The following is a 21,062-nucleotide window of genomic DNA, read 5'->3' on the forward strand; positions in this document are numbered from 1 at the left end:
CAAAAATCTCAACTTCTTTTACTATTTGTTTTGACTAAACATTAGTTTTAAGTAGGGAGGCACAATTATTTGTAGGATGGGTTAGCGGTAGCGTAATCCATGCGGGCGTTGGGTTTCATGCTTCAACCCAACCTACGTTCTTCTTTTACTATTTGTTTTGACTAAACATTAGTTTTAAGTAGGGAGGCACAATTATTTGTAGGATGGGTTAGCGGTAGCGTAACCCATGCGGGCGTTGGGTTTCATGCTTCAACCCAACCTACGTTCTTCTTTTACTATTTATTTTGACTAAACATTAGTTTTAAGTCGCAGGTAAGGCCGCTAACTTTTCCAGTTTAGATTAGGTTTTTCTCTTTCCCTACCATTATAGTGACGTAAAAACAACAAAGAAAAGATTAAGGTTTTTATCCATCATCCCTCAGCTTTTTTCTTCCCACTTCCCCACTGATAACTGAAAAGTCTCCCCAATACCCGTTTTTACTTTCTCCTTTTTACACCTATGCTAGAAATTTTTACTCAGCTATCTCGTCCGACCAAAGTAGTCGCAACCATACTAGGAACTGCTCTACTTTTACCTGCTTGTGCCAATATTAATCCTCAAGACCTAAAACCAATTAAAATCGATGGTTCGAGTACCGTAGCACCAATTACTGATAAAGTTCTCGAAGATTTTAAAGCTAATACTCCTAACAAAGCTTTGGCTGATGTTAAAATTGACGCTAATATTTCAGGAACTGGCGGCGGTTTTAGAAAATTTTGTGCAGGAGAAACCGATATTAATAATGCTTCTCGGCCGATTTCTGTGGAAGAATTAAAAGAATGTGATGCTAATAAGGTCAGATTTATCGAACTACCGATCGCTTTTGATGCTTTAACCGTGGTGGTAAATCCCGAAAATAACTGGGTTGATGATATTTCCACCAGAGAATTAAGAACTATTTGGGAACCAGCGGCAGAGAATAAAATCAAACGTTGGAATCAAATTAATCCCGCTTGGCCCGACCGACCGATTACCCTTCACGGGCCGGGTAAAGACTCCGGAACCTACGATTTTTTTAGTGAGGTAATTAACGGCAAAGATACCAGTCGTGGGGACGTTAATTTTAGTGAAGATGACGAAGCTTTAGTTAATGCCGTCAGTCAAGATGCCAACGCTTTGGGATATTTTGGCCACGCTTATTATGAACAAAATCGGGATAAATTAAAAGCTTTGAAAGTTAACGGTATCGAACCAACTCGCGGCAATGTAGAGGATAGTAAATATCAGCCCTTATCTCGTCCTTTGTTTATTTATGTTAATGCCCAAAAAGCCCAAGAGAATCCCGCTTTAGAGAAATTTGTCGAATATTATCTCGATCGAGTTCCCAATTTATTAGATAGTATTGGTTATATTCCCCTACCCGATGAGGCCTATCATTTGGCAGGGGTACAGTTACAAAAATTTGAGGTAGGAACGGTTTTTGAGGGCAAACCCCAACCCAATTTAACCATCGGGGAATTACTTCGTAAACAAGCCCAATTTGAAGCTAAATAGGGTTTGCGGCAAAAAGTAGGGGCGAAGCATTCGGATAGAAAATCTACGGTTTCACCGATAGGTTATTGCCCGAATGCTTCGCCCTTACAGGACTCTCAAAATCTTGCACCTGTGGGGGCGAAACAGTACCCTAAAACTCTTACCTCGTCTATATTTCACATTTATTCAGCAAACCCTAAGTAACGATTCCCATCTGGTAGGAAAATATAGCGTTTCCTGTTCGCAAGAGGTACATTGTCGATGGTGAAAAGCTTAATCAGCAAAGGTTTGACTGTGCCACACAGGTGTGAGAAACGCTATATATAAGGATTTTCCTGCTCCTATCTGCCCCCTACTATAGCAAGAGGTTTGCCAATTTAAAGCAACAGAGATACAGAAAAAAAAGAGGGGATAAACCCCCCAGCGTATCGAGAAACTTGTTAATTAACCTTTCGGTGTCGCCCCAAATTGTTCGATGAGGATAGAGGTTAACACCGATTTTAAGTCTTCACAGGGAATCCCTTTTTGTACACAACTTCCCAGGTGAGCATCTTTACCCACTTTACCCCCCATGTAGAGGTCAACTCCTTCCACGGTTTTGCCGTCTTTGCGCGCTTTTGTCCCCATCAAACCGATATCGGCCACTTGGGGTTGTCCGCAGGAGTTAGGGCAACCGGTCCAATGGATCCGCACACCCCGGGGGATATTTAATTCGGCATCTAACTGACGAATCAAGTCCACAGCCTTATTTTTGGTTTCAATCAGGGCAAAATTGCAGAATTGCGCCCCCGTGCAAGAAACGAGCGCTCGTTGTAAAGGAGTGGGATTGGGGGTAAACTTAGCCAGTAAAGGCTCGGTTAAAAGAGTCGGCATATTTTCAGCCGCTATATTGGGAATAATCACGTTTTGTTCCACGGTTAAACGCAATTCTCCGCTGCCATACACTTCGGCAATCCGGGCTAAATCGAACATATCATCGGCAAATAGACGACCAACGGGAACACAAAGACCGATGTAGCTCAATCCCTCCTGTTTTTGGGGAAAAACTCCTAAATGATCTCGTTTTTCCCAGTCAATAGCGTCTTTTTCCGCTGCCGTTGCCAAGGGATAACCTAACTGATTGGCCACCCGGGTGCGGAATTCCTCAATTCCCCACTCATCAATTAACCACATTAAACGGGATTTTTGACGGTTGGCGCGCAATCCGTTGTCGCGGTAAACTTCCAAAATTCCTCGGCATAAATCCACCACTTCCTGATTTGGTCTCACCCAAACATTCATAGGAATTGCCGCTTCACAGCGTTTAGCCGAGAAAAAGCCGCCCACCACGACATTAAAGCCTAATTCTCCCTCTTTATAGCCAGGAACAAAGGCAATATCGTTAATTTCCGCATGAACGGAATTATCCCGTCCCCCCTCGATGGCAATATTAAATTTGCGGGGCAGATTGCTAAATTGATAATTACCTTGACCGTAGTTGGTAATCATATCTTGGACTTTTTGGACTAATTCCCTGGTGTCAATTAATTCATCTGCGTCTAGTCCTGCCATGGGTGAACCGGTAATATTTCTGACATTATCCATGCCCGATTGTACCGAAGTCATGCCCACGGATTTTAGTCGTTGGAAAATATCAGGAATATCTTCGATACGAATACCGCGTAATTGTAGGTTTTGACGAGTAGTAATATCGGCATTGCCATCATCACCGTAACGCTGCACGATTTCCCCTAAAACTCGCATTTGCTCACTACTGAGAATGCCGTTAGGAATCCGCAAACGCATCATAAATTTGCCCGGGGTGACGGGACGATAAAAAACCCCCACCCATTTTAAGCGATGTTCTAAATCGGTTTTATCCATCGCTTCCCAACCGATTTGGGCAAAATGATCCAGTTCATCTTTAATGGCTAATCCGTCTTTTTCGGCTTTAAATTTCTCGAATTTATTGAGAGTTGTTCCATCTTTTTCAGGTGCTTGTACCACGAATCTATCTCCTTACTGGTCTGTGGGTGCAATTGTTCTAGTTGGTGCGGGTTAGAAATGAAGAAATCGGGATTTAACAATAAGTATTCTTTAAAATACCGTCGTCATTAGCAAAAATTTAGTAATTTACCTAGTCTCTATTTGTTATTTAATTCGTTTTAAGTTGGATAATTTTGTATTGTTTGTAACAGAAATCCGCTCACCATCGTGTTTAGGCATTTATATCATGCAGTAAGTGCATTAAGGTGGGGTGTGGGGTGTGGGGAGAATAAATAAAGGCAATCTCCCGACTCCCGACTCCTGAATACTGGCTCCTGAATACTGGCTCGGAGTCTCTTGCCCTTGCCTAGCGGTTCAGGGGGTATTGTGTAAAAATAAGAAAAGATCGGTTTTTTTTTACTAAACCTATGGCCACTTCTTCCATTGCCGTTAGAGAATTACCTCTCTTTCCCCTTCCCGAAGTTGTTTTATTCCCGGGTCGTCCCCTGCCCCTGCACATCTTCGAGTTTCGCTATCGGATTATGATGAATACGATATTGGAAGAAGATCGCCGTTTTGGGGTCTTAATGGTAGATCCAGCCACGGGAGAAATCGCTAAAGTCGGCAGTTGTGCGGAAGTTGTCCGTTGTCAACGTCTTCCAGATGATCGGTTAAAAATTCTCACCATCGGTCAACAGCGTTTCCGTGTCCTAGAATATGTCCGGGAAAAACCCTATCGTGTCGGTTTAGTGGAGTGGATTGAAGATGTCCCCACCACCCAAGAGCTGCGACCTCTGGCCAAAGAAGTGGATCGACTGCTGCGGGATGTGGTTCATCTATCAGCCAAATTAACCGCTCAAAAAATTGAACTCCCCGACGATTTGCCCAGTCTTCCCCTGGAATTATCCTACTGGGTGGCGGGTAATCTCTACGGTGTGGCCGGGGAACAACAGGCTTTATTGGAAATGCTCGATACAGTCAGTCGTCTGCAACGAGAATCGGAAATTCTCACCTCGACTCGCAATCATCTGGCCGCTCGCACGGCTCTTAAAGATGCTTTAAATTAATGATCTTGAGGTTTTTCAGCTTCGGGAGATGGCAGTGGCCGTCTTATTTCAGTGAACAGTAAACAGTAATCAGTGAACTGATAACTCACATCTGAAAACTGGTCACTAACCCACTGATGACTGACCCACTGATAACTGATAACTGTTAATCTGGGGATTACCTAATGTTTACCTTGATACAGTAAAGTGGGGTTAAAATCGTTAGCCCCTCACCCAGGAGAACTTTGATCATGTTGCTGACCTATAATCCCAGCGTCTCACCCTTCCGAGAAGACTATAGCGAGAGTCGTCGGCTCCATTTTTATGATCGCGGGGAAAATATTCCTCTGGTGGTTGATGGAGTCTGGCAAGTTTATCGGGGTATGGCGCAACTAAGTCAAGTATCTGAGAGTGGAGAGGAAATTTTACTAGGCTGGGCCCATTCATCCCACTTTTTTGGCTTAAATTTGACCCATCTAGAATCCTATCACGCCAGAGCCTTGTCGGAACTGTACCTAAAATGGTACACGATCGCCGAAGTAGAAAATTCGGCGGAATTAACTAGGATGATGTTAAATCAAATGATCCGTCGTCAACAACAAACGGAATCGCTTCTTGCGATCGCAGGACTCAAACGAGTGGAGGAACGTCTCCAGCAGTTACTACAGTTATTAAAGCGGGAAATGGGAGAACCAATCGCCCAAGGCAGTCGTTTAAAGATCCGTTTAACCCATCAAAATCTCGCCAATGCTATCGGTACCACGAGGGTAACGGTGACGCGTTTGTTAGGCGAATTTCAGCGTCAGGGAGCCGTGAGCAGCGATTGCGATCGCCACTTAATTATTCACGATTAAGTCAGTCCCCCCCCATAATAGACTCCTTGCGGAGGTCCAATAATTGCCAAGCTAATTTAGCGGCCCCCACCATCCCGGCGCGATTACCTAACTCGGCCGTTAATACCTCTAATCCTTCTCTGGAACTAGGTAACACCCGTCTTTCGATTTCTGTGAGCAGAGAGGGAAAGAAAAACTTAGCACTGGCGCTAATGCCGCCGCCGATAATTACCGCCTCTGGGGTGAGAACATAGAGTAAACTGGCGATACCAGCCCCCAGTAAACAGCCGTAACGCTGCCAGAATTCTAAAGCCTCTCGATCGCCTTTTTCGGCCAATTCCGCCAATTGCTTCGGTTCTTTGCCGGTCATCCGGCGAATAGCTTGCCGGGAGACGTATTGTTCCAAGGAACCCCGATTACCGCTATTGCACAATGGACCGTCAAAATTAAGGGTTATTAAGCCTAATTCTGCGGCCGTTCCCTTGCTGCCCACAAATAAGTTACCATCGAGAATAATTGCCCCTCCTACTCCCGTCCCCAAGGTCAACAGGATCAAGTTTTGAAACCGTTTGCCCGCTCCTAACCAAGCTTCCCCCAAACCGGCACAATTGGCATCATTGGCTAAAATTGTCGGCATTCCCGTACTTTCTTCTAACCAATCGGCGAGGGGAATATCCCGCCATCCTGCCAAATTAATCGCTATTTTGGCAATTCTTCCCTGAGCATCCGCCGGCCCCGGCGTTCCCACACCGATGGCTTGACAACTTTTATCTAAATTTACTTGACAAATGCCTTGATGTATGGTAAGGGCGACTTCTTTGGGTGTAGCGGGTTGGGGAGTGGGCAAGGTGAGAGATTCGAGACAATTGCCCTCTTGGTCAAATTTACCAATTTTAATCGCAGTTCCACCTAAATCGACACCTATTACTGTTTTCACCATCGGGCTTTTCTTGTTACTCTGGGAATAGCTAGGTTTATTATCACTCTTTTTGGCGTTTTTTTTCGCGGTTAGATGTGATTGAGGATAATTCGGCTAAACTGGCAAAACTAGCTGATTGATTAGCCCCAATTTCTCCTATAGTTTGGATACCTGCAGCTTAACTCCTGATTTTTCCCCATTTTAAAAATGATGAATATTACCATTTCAAATCTCTACGATAGCGATTATCAACTTTGGTTAGAGTCCACTATCAACCAATTGCGTCAAGGGGATTTTCAAGCGGTAGATTGGCCGAATTTATTAGAGGAGTTGGCAGATTTGGGAAAAAGTGAACGACGAGCATTAGAAAGTTTATTAACTCGACTTTTAGAACATTTACTGAAGTTAACTTACTGGCAATCCCAACGGGATTATAATCAAGCTGGATGGAAAAAAGAAATTCGCAATTTTCGTATTCAGATCAAAAAAATTCTCAAAGATAGTCCCAGTTTAAAGTCCTATTTAAGGGAAATTTTGCCGGAATGTTATCTCGATGCTCGCCATCTGCTTATTGACGAAACCGAATTAGATGCCAGTATTTTCCCTCTGGAAGTGTTAGCTAGTCTAGAGGAGATTCTCGAGCAAAATTGGCTGCCGGATTGGGAAGCTATCAGTAATGATTCTGAAAAGTGCAATTAAGGAGTAAAAAATGATGAATATTACCATTTCAAATCTCTACGATAGGGATTATCAACTTTGGTTAGAGTCCACGATCAACCAATTACGTCAGGGCGATTTTCAAGCAGTAGATTGGCAGAATTTATTAGAGGAGTTGGCAGATTTGGGTAAAAATAATCGACGAGCATTAGAAAGTTTATTAACTCGACTTTTAGAACATTTACTGAAGTTAACTTACTGGCAATCCCAACGAGATTATAATCAAGCAGCATGGAAAGGGGAAATTAGAACCTTTCGGAAACAAATCAAGAAAATACTGAGAGATAGTCCCAGTCTCAAACCCTATTTATCCGAGATACTTGAGGAATGTTACAGCGATGCTCGGGAGATAATTATTGATATCACCCAATTAGATGCCAGTATTTTCCCTGTGGAAGTGTTAGCTAGTCTAGAGGAGATTCTCGCTGAAAATTGGCTGCCGGATTGGGAAGCTATCGGCAATGATTCTGAAAAGTGCAATTAAGGAGTAAAAAATCATGAATATTACCATCCCAAATCTCTACGATAGCGATTATCAACTTTGGTTAGAGTCCACTATCAACCAATTGCGTCAAGGCGATTTTCAAGCGGTAGATTGGCAGAATTTATTAGAGGAGTTGGCAGATTTGGGGAAAAATAATCGACGAGCGCTTAAGAGTCTCTTAACTCGACTCCTAGAACATTTACTGAAGTTAACCTACTGGCAATCCCAACGAGATTACAACCAAGCAGCATGGAAAAAAGAAATCAGGAATTTTCGCCTACAAATTGCTGATCTTTTAGAAGATAGTCCCAGCTTAAAGTCCTATTTAAGGGAAATTTTAGCAAAATGTTATCTCGATGCTCGCAATCTGATGATTGACGAAACCAGATTAGATGCCAGTATTTTCCCCGTGGAAGTATTAGCTAGTCTAGAGGAGATTCTCGCTGAAAATTGGCTGCCGGATTGGGAAGATATAAACAGCGATAAATCTTCCCAAGCGAACTAAAGATTAGCTTCACCTACCCGGTTTACAAACATTATAATCTTCGTGAGAGATGACCGCTTCTGGGACGAGGAGATTGCCGTGGTCGCGACAGATGAGGCGATAATTGCGGGTAACGGGGATACTGATAATAAAGCGATCGTGTCGCAATCGTTTACCGTGGAAATCTCGATAATTGCGGTGATTTTGCAATCCTTGCAGGATTTCCCTAGCTTTAAGTACCACATTTTTCGGTAATTCCCGCAGATCGATCGGATCTTGCGAAAAAGTGGCTTCCCAAGCATTTTTTTGACGTTTTCTTTCTTCCCACGCGGCATCTAGTTGAGCGCAATGATGGCAGACTTGGCCATAACCCTTGTGACCACAGGGAAACTTCTTCTTTCTTCTGGACATAATACCATCTGTCTGTGAGGCTGTGAGGGAGTATTCAAAAGCGGTAAAGCTTGCTTCACTTTTGGCAGATGGAGAAGAAAGTCTTTACCTAGTGATTATCTATACTTACCAGCATACAGGGATCGATCCCCGGTGTGGCGATTGACCGGCAAGAAAGTTTATCTTCGTTAGTTGAGGCTGCTGTCATCGACAAGATTAAGGCTGCTTAGAATAATTCCCATTCTTGGGTTCTTAAGCGTTTGAGAATGGCCAAACGGCTACTAAAATAATTGCCACAGAGACGACTATAATCGGTTAAACGCAGATTATTTAAGCTAATTGACCAAGACCAAATATAGGCCGCCTGGGTGAGATACTGAAGACAAGATAATTCACCATCGGTTAAAGGCACTGTTTCATCGTAGCCTTGGATGAAACCATGGCGAACCTGGCGATTTAAGCCGGATTGTAGGGAAACTTGCAGAAATTTAGCGATATCAAAAACTCGCCAACCATAACCGCACTGATCGAAATCAAATAGGGTCATCTGATTATCAGGGGTGATATGCACATTACCACTATGAGGATCGCCCCAACAAATGCCCCAATAGGGAGATTCTGTCGGTAATTTAGCGGTTTCTTCCTCTATTTCCCCAATGGTTTCTAAGACACAGTCTAGGTCGCTCGGTCGTTGGTGCAGAAAAGGTGCGATAATTTGCAGGGAATCGTCGAGAAGATATTTGAGGTTGAGGGGATGACGATAGGCTAGGGGTTGAAAATCTGCTGTCACCCGATGTAAATTAGCCACGATCGCCCCTAAATGATAGGCTTGTTCTATATCTATGTCCCCAATAGCAATTCCTCCAGGAGCATAGGGAAAAAGGACGGCGTAACGTTTCCCTTCCGGAGCATTAATTTCTAGGGATAAATCACCGTTTTTGCTGCGAATTGGCGCAGCGACGGGAACCTGAGAGCGATCGAGATAATCTAATAATTCTAACTCGAAGTCGATTTCCATTTTGCTGCGCCAATGGCAGTGAGATACGCGCAAAATGTAGGGAGTTTTCAGGGTTTCGAGGAGATACACATCACTTAAACCCCGATGCCAAAATTGACAATTTTTCGGTACATCAATCTCGTAACGAGAAAAAACCAAATCTGCTAGGGCAGCAGGAGCAAGAGTGGAGTAGAGTGTGGGAAAAGTCCATTCTCCAGTCCGAAAATTGGCAGCGGCAGAACTAGAAGGCAGTAAATTGAGCGAAGCCAGAAAAGTCGTCACGGTTCCCTCCCGATGCAAGTGTGGACAACGCTCGCACCATCCTATTTTATAGGCCACATATATTACAAATTGGTTCGATCGCTCCGTATATTTCGCTACATTCCTCTGTCAGACTACATCCTGTTTAAAAGCTATAGGGGAGCAGCCAGCGGGGAGAAGGGAGAAACAATCCTTAAAAACGGATTTGGTATCAGTACCCAAAAAATTAATATAGGAGCTGCTGAAAAAGTCTTTGAGTGGCAACGCCGGAACAGTTTTTGATGCTTTAACACCTACTTACTAACCGCCGATTCTAACATAGTAATTGTTCCCCGATTAGCATCAAATTCTACTGCAATACCAATAGCTAGAGTCTCGATAATCTCCAAATGTCCGATCATCAAACCTAAACAAGCGGGAATTTTTAAGGGTTGGATATATTCTCGGATCACTTCTTCTAAAGTCAGGGAACCATAGTCACTATCGGCGCTACAATTGCTACATTGACCGAAGATAAACCCAGCTAAATTATCGAGAACTCCCGCTAATTTTAATTGATTTAACAGGCGATCTATTTCATAAATATCTTCACCAATATCTTCTAAAAATAGGATAGCACTGGTAAAATCTGGTAGATAGGGAGAGCCAACTATTGAGGCTAAAGTGGTTAAATTACCACCGATTAATTTACCTTTTGCTTGACCTTTAGTAATAGTTTGAATGCGATTTTTTACCTGCATTAAACGATTAGCATCATCGGGATCGGGAAAATTTATAAAAGTTAACTTTTCCCCAGAAAATAAAACTTGTCGAAAGCTTTCAGTTTGAGCGGTGCGCCAACTAGAAAAGCCATTGGGAGCATGGAAAGTAACTAAACCAGTTTTGGCATAAATAGCTAATAATAAAGAAGTTATATCACTAAAACCACAGATAATTTTCGGATGACGGCGAATTAAATCGTAGTCGAGATAAGGTAATAAACGAGCGCTTCCCCAACCGCCGCGAATTGGTAAAATTAAGGCAATATTATCATCGGCAAAAAATTGATTTATATCCGCGGCTCGCTCGCTATCTTTACCGGCTAGATAACCATAACGATCTAAAGCGTGTTGACCAACTTTTGGGACTAATTTTAAAGCTTTAACTGCTTCAATAACTATATTCAAATCATCTTCTTTAAAAGTTGCCCCCGCCGGACTAATAATACCCACTCCATCCCCGGGTTGTAGATGTGGCGGTTTAATTAGAGGAAAATTATTGCTAACAACTTTTCTAGGAATTAGGGAAAAACTAACAGCAGTTAGAGCGGAATTAATGAAAAATTGACGGCGCTTCATCCTGATAGTTTTTAGAAAAATTGCAAGGGAAATAAGAATTTAGGGATTACTGCTCAGAAAAAAAGTTTTCACAATTGCCCCAGCTAAGAGGACAATTAATGCCCAAACCTGACATTTTTGGTTTCCTTCTAATGAGTTTAGTCGATTTTCTATTCCCTCAACTTTTCCCGTTAACACCGCTTGTCCTACCTTTAAATCCGTCACATCTTTTTGTAACGAATCGATTTTTCCCTCCATCCGCGTCAAGATAGTTTCTAGGGAATAAGTAACCGTTTCCTGAGATTGATTCATTTGTTCAAGACCTTTTAGTTAATTGTTGCCCTAGAAAAGCCATTATGCTTCCGATTTTGCCATATCGCGAATGATATCACCGCGAGTGATAATACCAATTACTTTGTGGGTTTCTTCCTCAATCACCGGTAAACGACGCACATGACGATCATACATTAACGAGGCCGCTTCTTTCAAAGGGCGATCGGCTGTGATACTAATAGGTTTATCGGTCATTACTTCCCCCACGGTTTGACCGAGAGCTTTATGGAGTAATTTCTCGTGACGGCTAGGATTTTGTAGATAGATGACACTATCGAGGAGCATAATGTAAGGAGGAGCTTCTACTCCCGTTTCCTGCCACATAAGGTCAGTTTCGGAGATAACCCCAATCAGTCGCATATTGTCATCCACCACGGGTAAACCACTAAACCGCTTTTCGGCCAAAATTTTTACTGCTTCGGACAAAGAAGTGTTAGCGGTGACGGTGATGGGATTGGGAGTCATGATATGGGCAACTGTTTTCGTCATCTTAGCGACCTGCGACAATAATGCTTTCTCTCTCCATCTTATCATTAGGGTAATCAGTCACCGCTTAATTATGACTATTCTTCAATCTTCGGCTGAGAAAATGGTATAACATAAAAAGGAAATGGGATATTAATTTAGTTAGTTGACAAGGAAAAATAAAAATGATCGCTCAACCTCAATACCCAGAAAGAATGACCCCGGAAGAGTATCTAGAATGGGAAGCTACCCAGGAATTGCGCCATGAATATATTGATGGGGAAATTATCGCCATGACTGGGGGTAGTCTGCCCCATAATGATATTACCTTGAATTTTTACAGAACTTTATATTCTCATCTCCGTCCGCGAGGCTGTCGGGTGAATGTATCTGATGTGAAAGTACAAGCTAATAATAGTCGTTATTTTTATCCCGATTTGGTGATTAGTTGCGATTTTAGGGATAGAGAATCTCGTAATTTTATTCAACATCCACAAGTGATTATTGAAGTGCTTTCCCCTAGCACAGGAAACTATGATCGCACCAAAAAGTTACAATATTATCGTCAGATTGCCAGTTTACAAGAATACGTTTTAGTCGATACCGAATCGAGCAGTGTTGAGGTTTATCGCCGCGGTGAAGATAAAATTTGGTTTTACTGCGCTTATAGTCAAGGGGAAGAAATTATTCTATCTAGTCTCGATTTTCACTGTGCGATCGAGTTAATCTATGAAGGGATAAGTTTCGATTAAAGAAAGTTTACAAACAGGTCAAATATTACTAAACTTAAAATAAATACGTCCCGATTGTTTCGATAAATTCTATGTTACCGCCCCTATTAGTCCTTGATCCCTTGTTAGAAAACTGGTTACGAGAAGATCTCGGTAGAGGCGATCGCACCACCCAAGCAATTTTCTTCGGTCATGCTAAAATTGGTCAAGCTAGTTGGATTGCCAAGGAAGCGGGAGTTATTGCTGGTTTACCCGTAGCTGAACGAGTTTTTCAACTGCTTAACCCCACTATTCACTTTACCCCCACCGTTGCCGAAGGGGAATTCTGCCCTAAGTCTAAAGTTATTGCCGAGATAGAAGGTTCCTTCGATGCGCTGTTAATTGGGGAAAGAGTCGCTTTAAATCTTGCCATGCGCTTGAGTGGAATTGCTAGTGCCACTCGTCAGTATGTGGAGAAAATTGCCGATTTATCGACAAGATTGGTGGATACCCGCAAAACTACCCCCGGATTGCGAATTTTAGAAAAATATGCCTCCGGTATCGGTGGCGCTATTAACCATCGTTTGGGGCTAGATGATGCAATTATGATTAAAGATAATCATATTCAAGCAGCAGGCAGCATTGAGGAAGCAGTGCGTCGTGTACGGCAAAATATGCCCTATCCTCTCACAATTGAGGTAGAAACCAGCCAATTAGAAGAAGTGAATCAGGCCCTGCAGCAGCAGGTAGAGATCATTATGTTAGATAATATGGATTTAGAGATGATGCAAACTGCTGTGGAGATGATCCGCAATTTTAATAGTAAAACCAAAATAGAAGCATCGGGAAATATTACCCTCGATCGCATTCGCAACGTTGCCGAAACAGGAGTAGATTATATTTCCACTAGCGCCCCGATTACCCGTTCTACTTGGTTAGATATTAGTATGAGAATTGATTAAAAGGCCATATCAGTGATCAGTAGGTAGTGGGGTAGTGGGGTAGTGGGGTAGTGGGGTGTGGGAAGAATAAATAAAAATAATCTCCTGTCTCCTGTCTCGGAGTCTCCTGACGACCGACTCCTGACTCCTAACTCCTGACTCCTGACTCCTATCTCGGAGTCTCCTGACTCCTATCTCCTATCTCCTATCTATTGTAACCTCGATCGCATCGCCAATATTTAGGTGTAATTGCTTTTGAGCGCTACCACTATTGACGGCAATTTCTAACCCCCCGTGACTACCGATAAAAGCGACTATTTCCCCCCAAGGAACATCACTGTAGGTGTTTTTTGCGGGGATAATTTTTGGACCCAACTGCACCGACCAATTTTTTCCCTCTAGGAGATAATCGGGAATATTGCTGATTAAATTGCCGAAAATGTCAATATATTGAATTTGACCCCTGATTTTATCTTCCTCGATTTGCGGAACAGCGATCGCTAATTGTTGCAAGCTATCGGGATCAATAATCTCACCTAACATTTCTAGGGGTACTCCCCGGGACAAATAAGCGGCCACAGGAGCAAAAATATCACGACCATGAAAAGTAGTGCTAGGGTTAGGGGTGCGCCAATAGGAAGAATTATTGAGATTAACGGCAGATATAGCGGGAGATTGGCTTAAAATGCCACTAAATAAACCATTATCTGGCCCGACTAAATAACCACCGGCAAAACGAATCCCTACCCCGCGTCTTTTGCTTCCTACCCCCGGATCTATAACTGCCAGATGAATAGTGCCTTGGGGAAAGTATTGATAGGCATTCAGGAGAATAAAACGACCAGCGTAAAGGTCTTGGGGCGAAATTTGATGATTCAGATCGATCGTGCGAGCATGGGGGGCAATTCCCGCGATTACTCCCTTGATAATGCCCACATAACCGTCTCGTAGTCCAAAATCGCTAGTAAGGGTTATCAGTGCCTGTTCCGTCATTGACTTGTCACTAAGGTTGCCAACAGCTTTAATAAATCTTAACGCTAAATTCAGTAGCTAAAGATACAGTTTCCCAAGGAGAATGTTATGATTTAGATATAAGGTAAGTTAAGTCGCTCAAAAGTCTGTCCACCATGAACAAAAATCGTCAGCAAGTCCTAACACAGGCCACCGTGGCCCATAGGGAAACACTCCGCAGAAATTTACAACACCGACTGGAAGTAGCTAGAGCGCAGGGAAATGAGGCTCTAGTGCGTCAATTGGAAGCAGAGGCGGCCTATTTGCACCTTCGTTAGATTTAATCGGTGTTTAGTCATAGTCTAGTTGTCGGTTTCTAGTGATCGGTATGCCGATCACTTTTTTTTGGGCGAATTTTTTTTAAAAAATTGCCGATATCTCCACTGGCAATCCCTAAAATAGAAGGAACAGCAGTTTAGAGATCAAATAATTATGGCTTTTTTCCGGCAATATATCGCTCCGCTCCTGACTATCTTCGTGTTTTTAGTTGCTCTGGTTGCCACCGGCATCCGGATTTTTTTACCGGCAGATTTAGCGGCACCCGCTCCGATCGAGCCATCCCTGGGCATAATTTTCTCTTATCCTTGGCATGGCTAACCTTCCCGAAGATTATCGGCTGCGACTGGGAAACCCGAGCGATCGCTATCTACTAATTAATTTTCTCACCCGCAGCTATCAAGAATTTTTTCCCGAACAAAAAAACCTCTCCCATCTAGCTGATACAGTCAGACAGTTTTTTTGCCTCGATACTCCCCTGTGGATCGTCGAAGGACAACAAACGGCGATCGCTTGTCTCTGGATGGGGAGCGCCGTCGATCAGGTGACAGGCGATCGCTATGGTCATATTTTCCTAATTTACGTCGATCCCCAGCATCGTCGCCAAGGTATCGCCAGCGCACTAATCGATCGAGCTAAGGATTGGGCAAAAAGTCGCGGACAAACCCGCCTCGGTTTACAAGTCTTCATCAATAACGACAATGCTCTCAATCTCTACCAAAATCTCGGCTTTCAAACTCGCTCTTTGCTGATGTTGAAAAATATTTAGAAACTGTCAGGAGACTCCGAGATAGGGTGATAGGGTTTTGGGGTGATAGGGTTTTGGGGTTTTAGTTCAATTTCCCCACTTCCCCACTTCCCCACTTCCCCCCGCAACGCGCACGAAGTGGTCTCCCCAATTCATAATTTATAATTTATAATTCCCACTTCCCCAACCCCAGACATACCTATAGAGATGGCACTGTCAGCATTAATTATTCCTGAGCGAGCCACAAAGGGTAAAATTTGGGAAACACTGCAATACACTGGCAGTCATCGTGGATAAAAACACGCTATTTTATTAACCTATACTAACCGCGCTTTAGGAGTCAGCAGTTTTCATGGATTCCGTGACAACCCTCCAATGTCAAAACCTAACCTGTCTATCCCCGAACGCTCTCACTAATAGATTCTGTGAAAAATGCGGTACTCCTTTAGTTAAGCGCTATTTATGGATGATGGGTGATTGGGTGAGAACCTATTATCATGTTGGCGAGCTAATTGATAATCGTTATTTGGTCAAACAACCACAAATTGTTCTTGATACTAAACCCGCTCAAGCACCCCAAGCGCCGGACGAACCTCCTAGCTGGATTTCCCTCTACCTAAAATTGTTACCCTTCCATCTCCACATTCCCCAAGTCTATGGCTATATTCCCAGTCCCGATGAACGCTTAAATATGGACATCTGGCTGTTGGAATACGGCACTATTCCCCTCGACGAAACGGGAGAATTAATTTATCCAGAACTATTGCCCACTCTGGCCGAGGTTTGGTCGCAAGCTTCTGATTTAAGGCAAATTCACTGGTTATGGCAAATGGCCAAACTCTGGTATCCCCTTCAGAGAAAAGCTGTGGTCTCTAGTCTGCTTAACCCTTCTCTGACGAGAGTGAATAATCAGCTGCTGCAATTGCTAGAATTAAGCAAAGACGAGGCTACCGCTCCCAATTTACGAGATTTAGGGGCCCTGTGGGCCGGTCTGATGCCGACGGCAGCCGCTAATATTCAAGATTTTCTCGCATCCCTGACCCAAGAGCTAGAATCCGGTGATCTCGATCGCCCGGAATCCCTGATCGCTATCCTCGATTATGCACTACAGCACTACGGTGGAGGTCAAGAACGCAGCTATGAGATTTTTACCCGCACCGATACCGGTCCGCTGCGGGAACACAACGAGGATGCCTGTTATCCCCCGACTAATCAGGCCATAACCCTCGCTCATGGTCAAAATCCCCTGGCGATTGTCTGTGATGGCATCGGCGGTCAGGAAGGGGGCGAAATCGCTGCTCAATTGGCGATCGAAACCCTGCCTAGGGAAATTAATCGCAGTGCCCCCACTGATATGGAAGTCTATCCCGATAGTCACAGTCTTGTCCTCGAACAGGCGATTCGTGTCACCAATGATCTGATCAGTCAACGCAATGATCAGGAGTCAAGACAAGATCGTCAGCGCATGGGTACGACTCTAGTTATGGCTTTTGCCCAGGCCCAGGAAATGTACGCGGCCCATGTGGGGGATTCCCGCATCTATTGGATTACTGCCCACAGTTGTCATCAAGTGACGGTGGATGACGATCTCGCTTCCAGGGAAGTGAAATTAGGCTATCTCCTCTATCGTGATGCCATACAGTATCCCAACGCCGGGGCCTTGGTGCAAGCTTTGGGCATGAGTAGCGCCACTAATCTCCATCCCACGGTTCAGAGGTTGATTATTGATCAAGATTGTGTTTTTCTCCTCTGTTCCGATGGTTTAAGTGATTACGATCGGGTAGAACAATACTGGGACAGTGAAATTGTGCCTCTTTTGCGAGGAGAGAAAAATGTAACCGCCGTGGGGGAAAGTTTATTACAACTAGCTAACCAGAAAAACGGTCACGATAACTCCACCATCGCCCTAGTTTATTGTCGGGTAGTTCCTGCGGCTGAACCTATCAGGCCTTTAGTTTATGCTCAGGCCAAAGAACAAATTATTCCCGATCTTAATGACCAAGATTTTGATTACAGCGGGGACACCTACCCCGGAGAAGAAGTGGTGACAGCAATACCCACTCCCCCCCCCGCATCTTCTTCGGTTTCTAGTCGTACTTCTCCCCCCGCACCCACTAGGGTTTCACCCCTAGTCGTAGTAGTGAGCGCTGTCGGTGTTCTCGGTTTGCTGGCTGCGATCGCTTGGCAATTCCTGAGTCGTCATCCCGCTTCCAATCCATCGATTTCTCCCGCACCTGTCACCAGTCCGAGTCCCACGACCGGGACGACACCTTCCGCACCTGTCACCAGTCCCACGACCGGGACGACACCTTCCGCACCTGTCACCAGTCCCACTCCCCCCAATGCTTCCCCTAACTAGGGTTGGCTGAAAAAGTTTTTCGTGGGGACAGGGTGTGGGGTGTGGGGTGTGGGGTGTGGGGTGTGGGGTTTTACCTGACGATTAATCGGCTTGTCGGGGGTTGCCAGAGCGAGTTAAGATAAAATGCCCGATTAACTGCCGAGTCTATCCTATGGTTGATGCTGCGACGTTCTCCTCCGACACCTCCGCGATCATTGATGCCTTTGAAACGCCTCTAGAGTTTAACTTTCAACTGCCAGATCCCGAAGATGAAACCATCCAAGATCATGACTTTCAGCAGCAACTGGATTCTTTTTGGAAAGTTTGCGATCGCTTTGATTTGCAAACGGAAATCTGGCGGGGGCGAATTTTGCGAGCTATTCGCGACCGGGAAAAGCAAGGCGGTGATAGTCGCGGTACAGGCTTTTTGAACTGGTTAAAACAGCGAGAAATCACTAAAAGTCAAGCTTATGCTCTGATTCAATTGGCTAATAGTGCTGATACTCTCCTGGCAGAAGGACAACTGGATCCCGATAGTATCAATAATTTTAGTAAACGCGCCTTCGTGGAAACGGCCAAATCTGCCCCCGAAATTCAAAAATTAGTCAGTGATGCGGCCCGACAAGGGGAGAGAATTACCCGTCGGGAGGTGAAGCAATTGGCCGATGAATGGACAGCGATGAGTTCAGATTTACTACCCGATGAAGTGAAAGAAAAAGCCAGCGACGGCAGTTTACCGGCGCGTCATCTCGCCCCCTTAGTGAAAGAATTAGAAAAGTTACCCGATACTCATATCGACACTCTCCGTCAAGAAATCGCCGCTAATCCCGATGTGGACACGGTAAAATTAATCACCTCGGAAGCACGCAGTTTAGCCAAATATCTCGATGCGGCGGCCCAAGTACAAACTCTCCGACGGGGTAATTTAGATATCGAAATGGCTCTAGAAGAAGCTTTGCGCGTCGATTGTCTAAATACGGCGGCGGACCTGGTTAAACAAGCCACACAATTAGAGCAAGCCGTAGCTAAACTTTATACTACTTGGAAACGTTTAGGTAGTTTGTCCGATCGCCTCTATGTGGATACGGGAGCAAGTAATCCCCATCTGCGATCGATGTTAACCTGTTTGGAAAGTTTAACCAGTGAAGTGATCGAAGTAGAACTGGATGAAGGTGGACAAAAAATGGTACGTTTACGCATTATCAGCGATGGGGGAAGTTAGGTGCTTTGTTGGGTGTTGGGTGTTGGGGTGTTGGGGTTTTAGTTGAAATTCCCTCATTACCCTATTCTCCCATTCCCCTAACGGCTTGCTGCTATAATCTCTGAATATCCTCAACTTTTATGAAAACTTATTAACAGATAATTGACTTTATGCTAAAAATCAAGGAAAAAAAACAAATAATTAGCATCGGTTCCATAACTGCGGCGATCTTGCTCAGTTTAACCCTAATTCCTGCCGCTATAGCCAAGGATGTCCTTCTGAGATTGGGCATTGTCCAACGTTTTGGCGATGAAGCCAAGGAAAAATTAACCCTGAGTAGTACCAGTGGTGATAATCTCACCCTGCGCGTGGTGGGAGAAGATGGCCAATCCCAAACCCTGCAAACCAATCGCCTACAATTAGAAGTTATTCCCCGTCCTCTCGCTTCTCCCATCCTGCAAGAAAAAGTCATTTTGAGCGACCACGCCACCTTTGAAACCGCCGAAAATAGTGCCAAAAATTGGGCAAAAATGGGCATTAAAGTGGAAATTACCCAGCCCGGACGCTGGCAGGTTTGGGCAAAGCGAGAAGTTTATGAAAATCCCCTAGTGCGACGTTGGTTGCTGACCAGTTTGCAAGCCAAAGGCTACAATCAACCCTATATTAATAGTGTTTTACTCAAAGAAAAGCCGCAAGTTTCTTTCCAAATCAACGGGGTGCGCTATTTTCCCAAAGAATTAGAAATCGAGAGCCAAAAAAACCTGATTCAAGTCACCCATAGCCCCGATCAGTTACGTTTGTACGGGGGAACTATGCGCCTACAGCCCAACGCCTACGGCACTTTTACCCTAGTTAATAACGTTCCCCTCGAAACCTACCTGCGCGGGGTTGTACCCCACGAAATCGGTCATGATGCCCCGGAAAGCGCCACCCAGGCGCAAACTATTATCGCCCGCACCTACGCCCTCCGCAATCTCCGCCGTTTTCAAGCCGATAATTACGAACTCTGTGCCGATACCCATTGTCAAGTTTATTATGGATTGACCGGAACTAATCCCCGGGCTGATCAAGCGATCGCGGCCACGCGAGGCCTGGTTTTAACCTACCAAAATGAGTTAGTGGATGCCCTTTATTCCTCTACCACCGGCGGAATAACTGCCCTCTTTAGTGATGTTTGGGATGGGGAGGAAAGACCTTATCTCCGGGCAGTGGTGGACTCCCCCAATCGAGTCTGGGATCTCTCGAAACAATCTCTCGCTAATGAGACAACTTTTCGCCAGTTTATTAATCTTAAAGATGGTTTTAATGAGACGGGTCGACGGGTTTTTCGCTGGCAAAAACAAGCTTCTTTAGCTGATTTGAGTCAAGACCTAGAAACCTATCTAAAACGCAGAAAACATCCCCTCGCCCATTTCCAGAAAATCCAATGGATGGAAGTGACTAAGCGCTCTCCTTCCGGTCGGATTCTGACTATGACCGTTCAAACCGATAAGGGGATTTTAGAACTGCATAAAAATGAGGTGCGTAGTGCTTTGGGACCGCCTCGCAGTACCCTATTCTACATCGATCCTATCTACGATACCAATCGACAGATCCAGGGTTATAACTTTATTGGTGGCGGTTTTGGCCACGGGGTAGGATTAAGTCAATTTGGTTCCTATAATTTAGCCCGTTTGGGTTGGTCTCCCGAACAAATTCTCGCTTTCTATTATCCCGGCACCACCATTCAACCTCTCAATAATTCGATTGTCTTTTGGCGAGGAAATTAAGCAGTTATCAGTTATCAGTTTCTGAAGGCAATAGGCAATAGGCAATAGGCAAGAGAAAGGCTCTGACAATTCTCCTACCTAAAAAGAGGATTAGAAACTAAGTAGATCAAATATTTGACTAAAATTTACCGAAATTTTGGGTTAAAGCCCCGTCCTTTTAGGACGGCTTTTTAAACTATAGCTTGTTAACTTAACTTTTATTGTGCTATACTGATTTTATCTAAGTAACCCGTGCGTAAAATGTTTGTCTTAGAGTTTAAAGTTAAAGCTAAAACTCAACAGTATCAAGCCATAGACGATGCTATTCGTACTGCTCAATTCATCCGTAACAAATGTGTAAGGTTA

Annotated in this window: 22 protein-coding genes and 1 pseudogene; 15 read left to right on the top strand and 8 right to left on the bottom strand. The window is 44.2% G+C overall.

The window, feature by feature from the left end:
* Positions 1-499: 499 nt before the first annotated feature.
* Positions 500-1,534 carry a PstS family phosphate ABC transporter substrate-binding protein gene (locus H6G48_RS16430; RefSeq protein WP_190722529.1) on the top strand — a complete coding sequence of 345 codons (1,035 nt, stop codon included), beginning with the start codon at positions 500-502 and terminating at the stop codon, positions 1,532-1,534.
* Positions 1,535-1,957: 423 nt separating this feature from the next.
* On the opposite strand, the gene H6G48_RS16435 is transcribed toward H6G48_RS16430, so the two are convergent.
* Positions 1,958-3,499 (bottom strand): ferredoxin--nitrite reductase, encoded by a 1,542-nt coding sequence (locus tag H6G48_RS16435; protein WP_190722530.1) that lies wholly within the window; start codon positions 3,497-3,499, stop codon positions 1,958-1,960.
* A 407-nt stretch (positions 3,500-3,906) separates the two neighbouring features.
* Between H6G48_RS16435 and H6G48_RS16440 the strand changes: the two genes are divergently transcribed.
* Together H6G48_RS16440 and H6G48_RS16445 are read left to right on the top strand one after the other, a co-directional pair.
* Positions 3,907-4,545, top strand: coding sequence for an LON peptidase substrate-binding domain-containing protein (locus tag H6G48_RS16440; protein WP_190722531.1), 639 nt, complete (start codon positions 3,907-3,909; stop codon positions 4,543-4,545).
* 230 nt (positions 4,546-4,775) lie between these two features.
* Positions 4,776-5,378, top strand: coding sequence for a Crp/Fnr family transcriptional regulator (locus H6G48_RS16445; RefSeq protein WP_002760023.1), 603 nt, complete (start codon positions 4,776-4,778; stop codon positions 5,376-5,378).
* Position 5,379: 1 nt separating this feature from the next.
* Here the strand turns inward: H6G48_RS16445 and H6G48_RS16450 are convergent, their stop codons facing one another.
* Positions 5,380-6,297: an ROK family protein gene (locus H6G48_RS16450; RefSeq protein ID WP_190722532.1), complete on the bottom strand. Its 918-nt coding sequence runs from the start codon at positions 6,295-6,297 to the stop codon at positions 5,380-5,382.
* 186 nt (positions 6,298-6,483) lie between these two features.
* Here H6G48_RS16450 and H6G48_RS16455 point away from each other — a divergent pair, with 186 nt between their 5' ends.
* Genes H6G48_RS16455 through H6G48_RS16465 form a run of 3 tightly spaced genes read left to right on the top strand, consistent with a single transcriptional unit; the run spans position 6,484 to position 7,982 of the window.
* Positions 6,484-6,975 (top strand): DUF29 domain-containing protein, encoded by a 492-nt coding sequence (locus H6G48_RS16455; RefSeq protein WP_190722533.1) that lies wholly within the window; start codon positions 6,484-6,486, stop codon positions 6,973-6,975.
* Between the two features lie 10 nt (positions 6,976-6,985).
* Positions 6,986-7,477 (top strand): DUF29 domain-containing protein, encoded by a 492-nt coding sequence (locus H6G48_RS16460; protein ID WP_190722534.1) that lies wholly within the window; start codon positions 6,986-6,988, stop codon positions 7,475-7,477.
* A gap of 13 nt (positions 7,478-7,490) precedes the next feature.
* Complete coding sequence (locus tag H6G48_RS16465) at positions 7,491-7,982, top strand: DUF29 domain-containing protein (RefSeq protein ID WP_190722535.1); 492 nt, start codon at positions 7,491-7,493, stop codon at positions 7,980-7,982.
* 9 nt (positions 7,983-7,991) lie between these two features.
* Here the strand turns inward: H6G48_RS16465 and H6G48_RS16470 are convergent, their stop codons facing one another.
* From H6G48_RS16470 to H6G48_RS16490, 5 genes are all read right to left on the bottom strand, one after another.
* Positions 7,992-8,372 (bottom strand): DUF7682 family zinc-binding protein, encoded by a 381-nt coding sequence (locus tag H6G48_RS16470; RefSeq protein ID WP_002747647.1) that lies wholly within the window; start codon positions 8,370-8,372, stop codon positions 7,992-7,994.
* 205 nt (positions 8,373-8,577) lie between these two features.
* Positions 8,578-9,630 (bottom strand): phosphotransferase enzyme family protein, encoded by a 1,053-nt coding sequence (locus tag H6G48_RS16475; protein ID WP_190722544.1) that lies wholly within the window; start codon positions 9,628-9,630, stop codon positions 8,578-8,580.
* Positions 9,631-9,902: 272 nt separating this feature from the next.
* Positions 9,903-10,946, bottom strand: a complete 1,044-nt coding sequence (locus H6G48_RS16480) for a S66 peptidase family protein (RefSeq protein WP_190722536.1) — start codon at positions 10,944-10,946, stop codon at positions 9,903-9,905.
* A gap of 39 nt (positions 10,947-10,985) precedes the next feature.
* A complete protein-coding gene (locus H6G48_RS16485) occupies positions 10,986-11,237 on the bottom strand; it encodes a hemolysin XhlA family protein (protein WP_190722537.1) in 252 nt (83 codons plus the stop codon).
* Positions 11,238-11,279: 42 nt separating this feature from the next.
* Positions 11,280-11,747, bottom strand: coding sequence for a CBS domain-containing protein (locus H6G48_RS16490; RefSeq protein ID WP_008196071.1), 468 nt, complete (start codon positions 11,745-11,747; stop codon positions 11,280-11,282).
* Between the two features lie 161 nt (positions 11,748-11,908).
* Here H6G48_RS16490 and H6G48_RS16495 point away from each other — a divergent pair, with 161 nt between their 5' ends.
* Positions 11,909-12,475, top strand: a complete 567-nt coding sequence (locus H6G48_RS16495) for a Uma2 family endonuclease (protein WP_190722538.1) — start codon at positions 11,909-11,911, stop codon at positions 12,473-12,475.
* 71 nt (positions 12,476-12,546) lie between these two features.
* Positions 12,547-13,395 (top strand): carboxylating nicotinate-nucleotide diphosphorylase, encoded by an 849-nt coding sequence (gene nadC, locus H6G48_RS16500; RefSeq protein WP_002760033.1) that lies wholly within the window; start codon positions 12,547-12,549, stop codon positions 13,393-13,395.
* A gap of 177 nt (positions 13,396-13,572) precedes the next feature.
* Here nadC and H6G48_RS16505 read toward each other — a convergent pair whose 3' ends face one another.
* Positions 13,573-14,367 carry an SAM hydrolase/SAM-dependent halogenase family protein gene (locus H6G48_RS16505; RefSeq protein WP_190722539.1) on the bottom strand — a complete coding sequence of 265 codons (795 nt, stop codon included), beginning with the start codon at positions 14,365-14,367 and terminating at the stop codon, positions 13,573-13,575.
* A 134-nt stretch (positions 14,368-14,501) separates the two neighbouring features.
* On the opposite strand from H6G48_RS16505, the gene pirA reads away from it, so the two are divergent.
* The 7 genes and pseudogenes from pirA to H6G48_RS26425 all read left to right on the top strand — a co-directional run.
* The gene (gene pirA / locus H6G48_RS16510; RefSeq protein WP_002733724.1) at positions 14,502-14,663 is read left to right on the top strand and encodes an arginine synthesis PII-interacting regulator PirA; all 162 of its coding nucleotides are present in this window, start codon (positions 14,502-14,504) and stop codon (positions 14,661-14,663) included.
* Between the two features lie 154 nt (positions 14,664-14,817).
* Positions 14,818-14,982, top strand: coding sequence for a hypothetical protein (locus H6G48_RS16515; RefSeq protein ID WP_002760035.1), 165 nt, complete (start codon positions 14,818-14,820; stop codon positions 14,980-14,982).
* Positions 14,975-15,430 carry a GNAT family N-acetyltransferase gene (locus tag H6G48_RS16520; protein WP_190722540.1) on the top strand — a complete coding sequence of 152 codons (456 nt, stop codon included), beginning with the start codon at positions 14,975-14,977 and terminating at the stop codon, positions 15,428-15,430. Before H6G48_RS16515 ends, H6G48_RS16520 begins: the two co-directional genes overlap by 8 nt.
* A 331-nt stretch (positions 15,431-15,761) precedes the next feature.
* The gene (locus H6G48_RS16525) at positions 15,762-17,768 is read left to right on the top strand and encodes a PP2C family protein-serine/threonine phosphatase (RefSeq protein WP_190722541.1); all 2,007 of its coding nucleotides are present in this window, start codon (positions 15,762-15,764) and stop codon (positions 17,766-17,768) included.
* Positions 17,769-17,919: 151 nt separating this feature from the next.
* Positions 17,920-18,969, top strand: a complete 1,050-nt coding sequence (locus H6G48_RS16530; protein ID WP_002798288.1) for a hypothetical protein — start codon at positions 17,920-17,922, stop codon at positions 18,967-18,969.
* 149 nt (positions 18,970-19,118) lie between these two features.
* Positions 19,119-20,717 (top strand): SpoIID/LytB domain-containing protein, encoded by a 1,599-nt coding sequence (locus tag H6G48_RS16535; RefSeq protein ID WP_190722542.1) that lies wholly within the window; start codon positions 19,119-19,121, stop codon positions 20,715-20,717.
* Positions 20,718-20,957: 240 nt separating this feature from the next.
* Positions 20,958-21,062, top strand: a pseudogene (locus tag H6G48_RS26425) (RNA-guided endonuclease InsQ/TnpB family protein); the annotation flags it as partial.

The organism is Microcystis flos-aquae FACHB-1344, from assembly GCF_014698375.1.
Classification (GTDB): domain Bacteria; phylum Cyanobacteriota; class Cyanobacteriia; order Cyanobacteriales; family Microcystaceae; genus Microcystis; species Microcystis aeruginosa.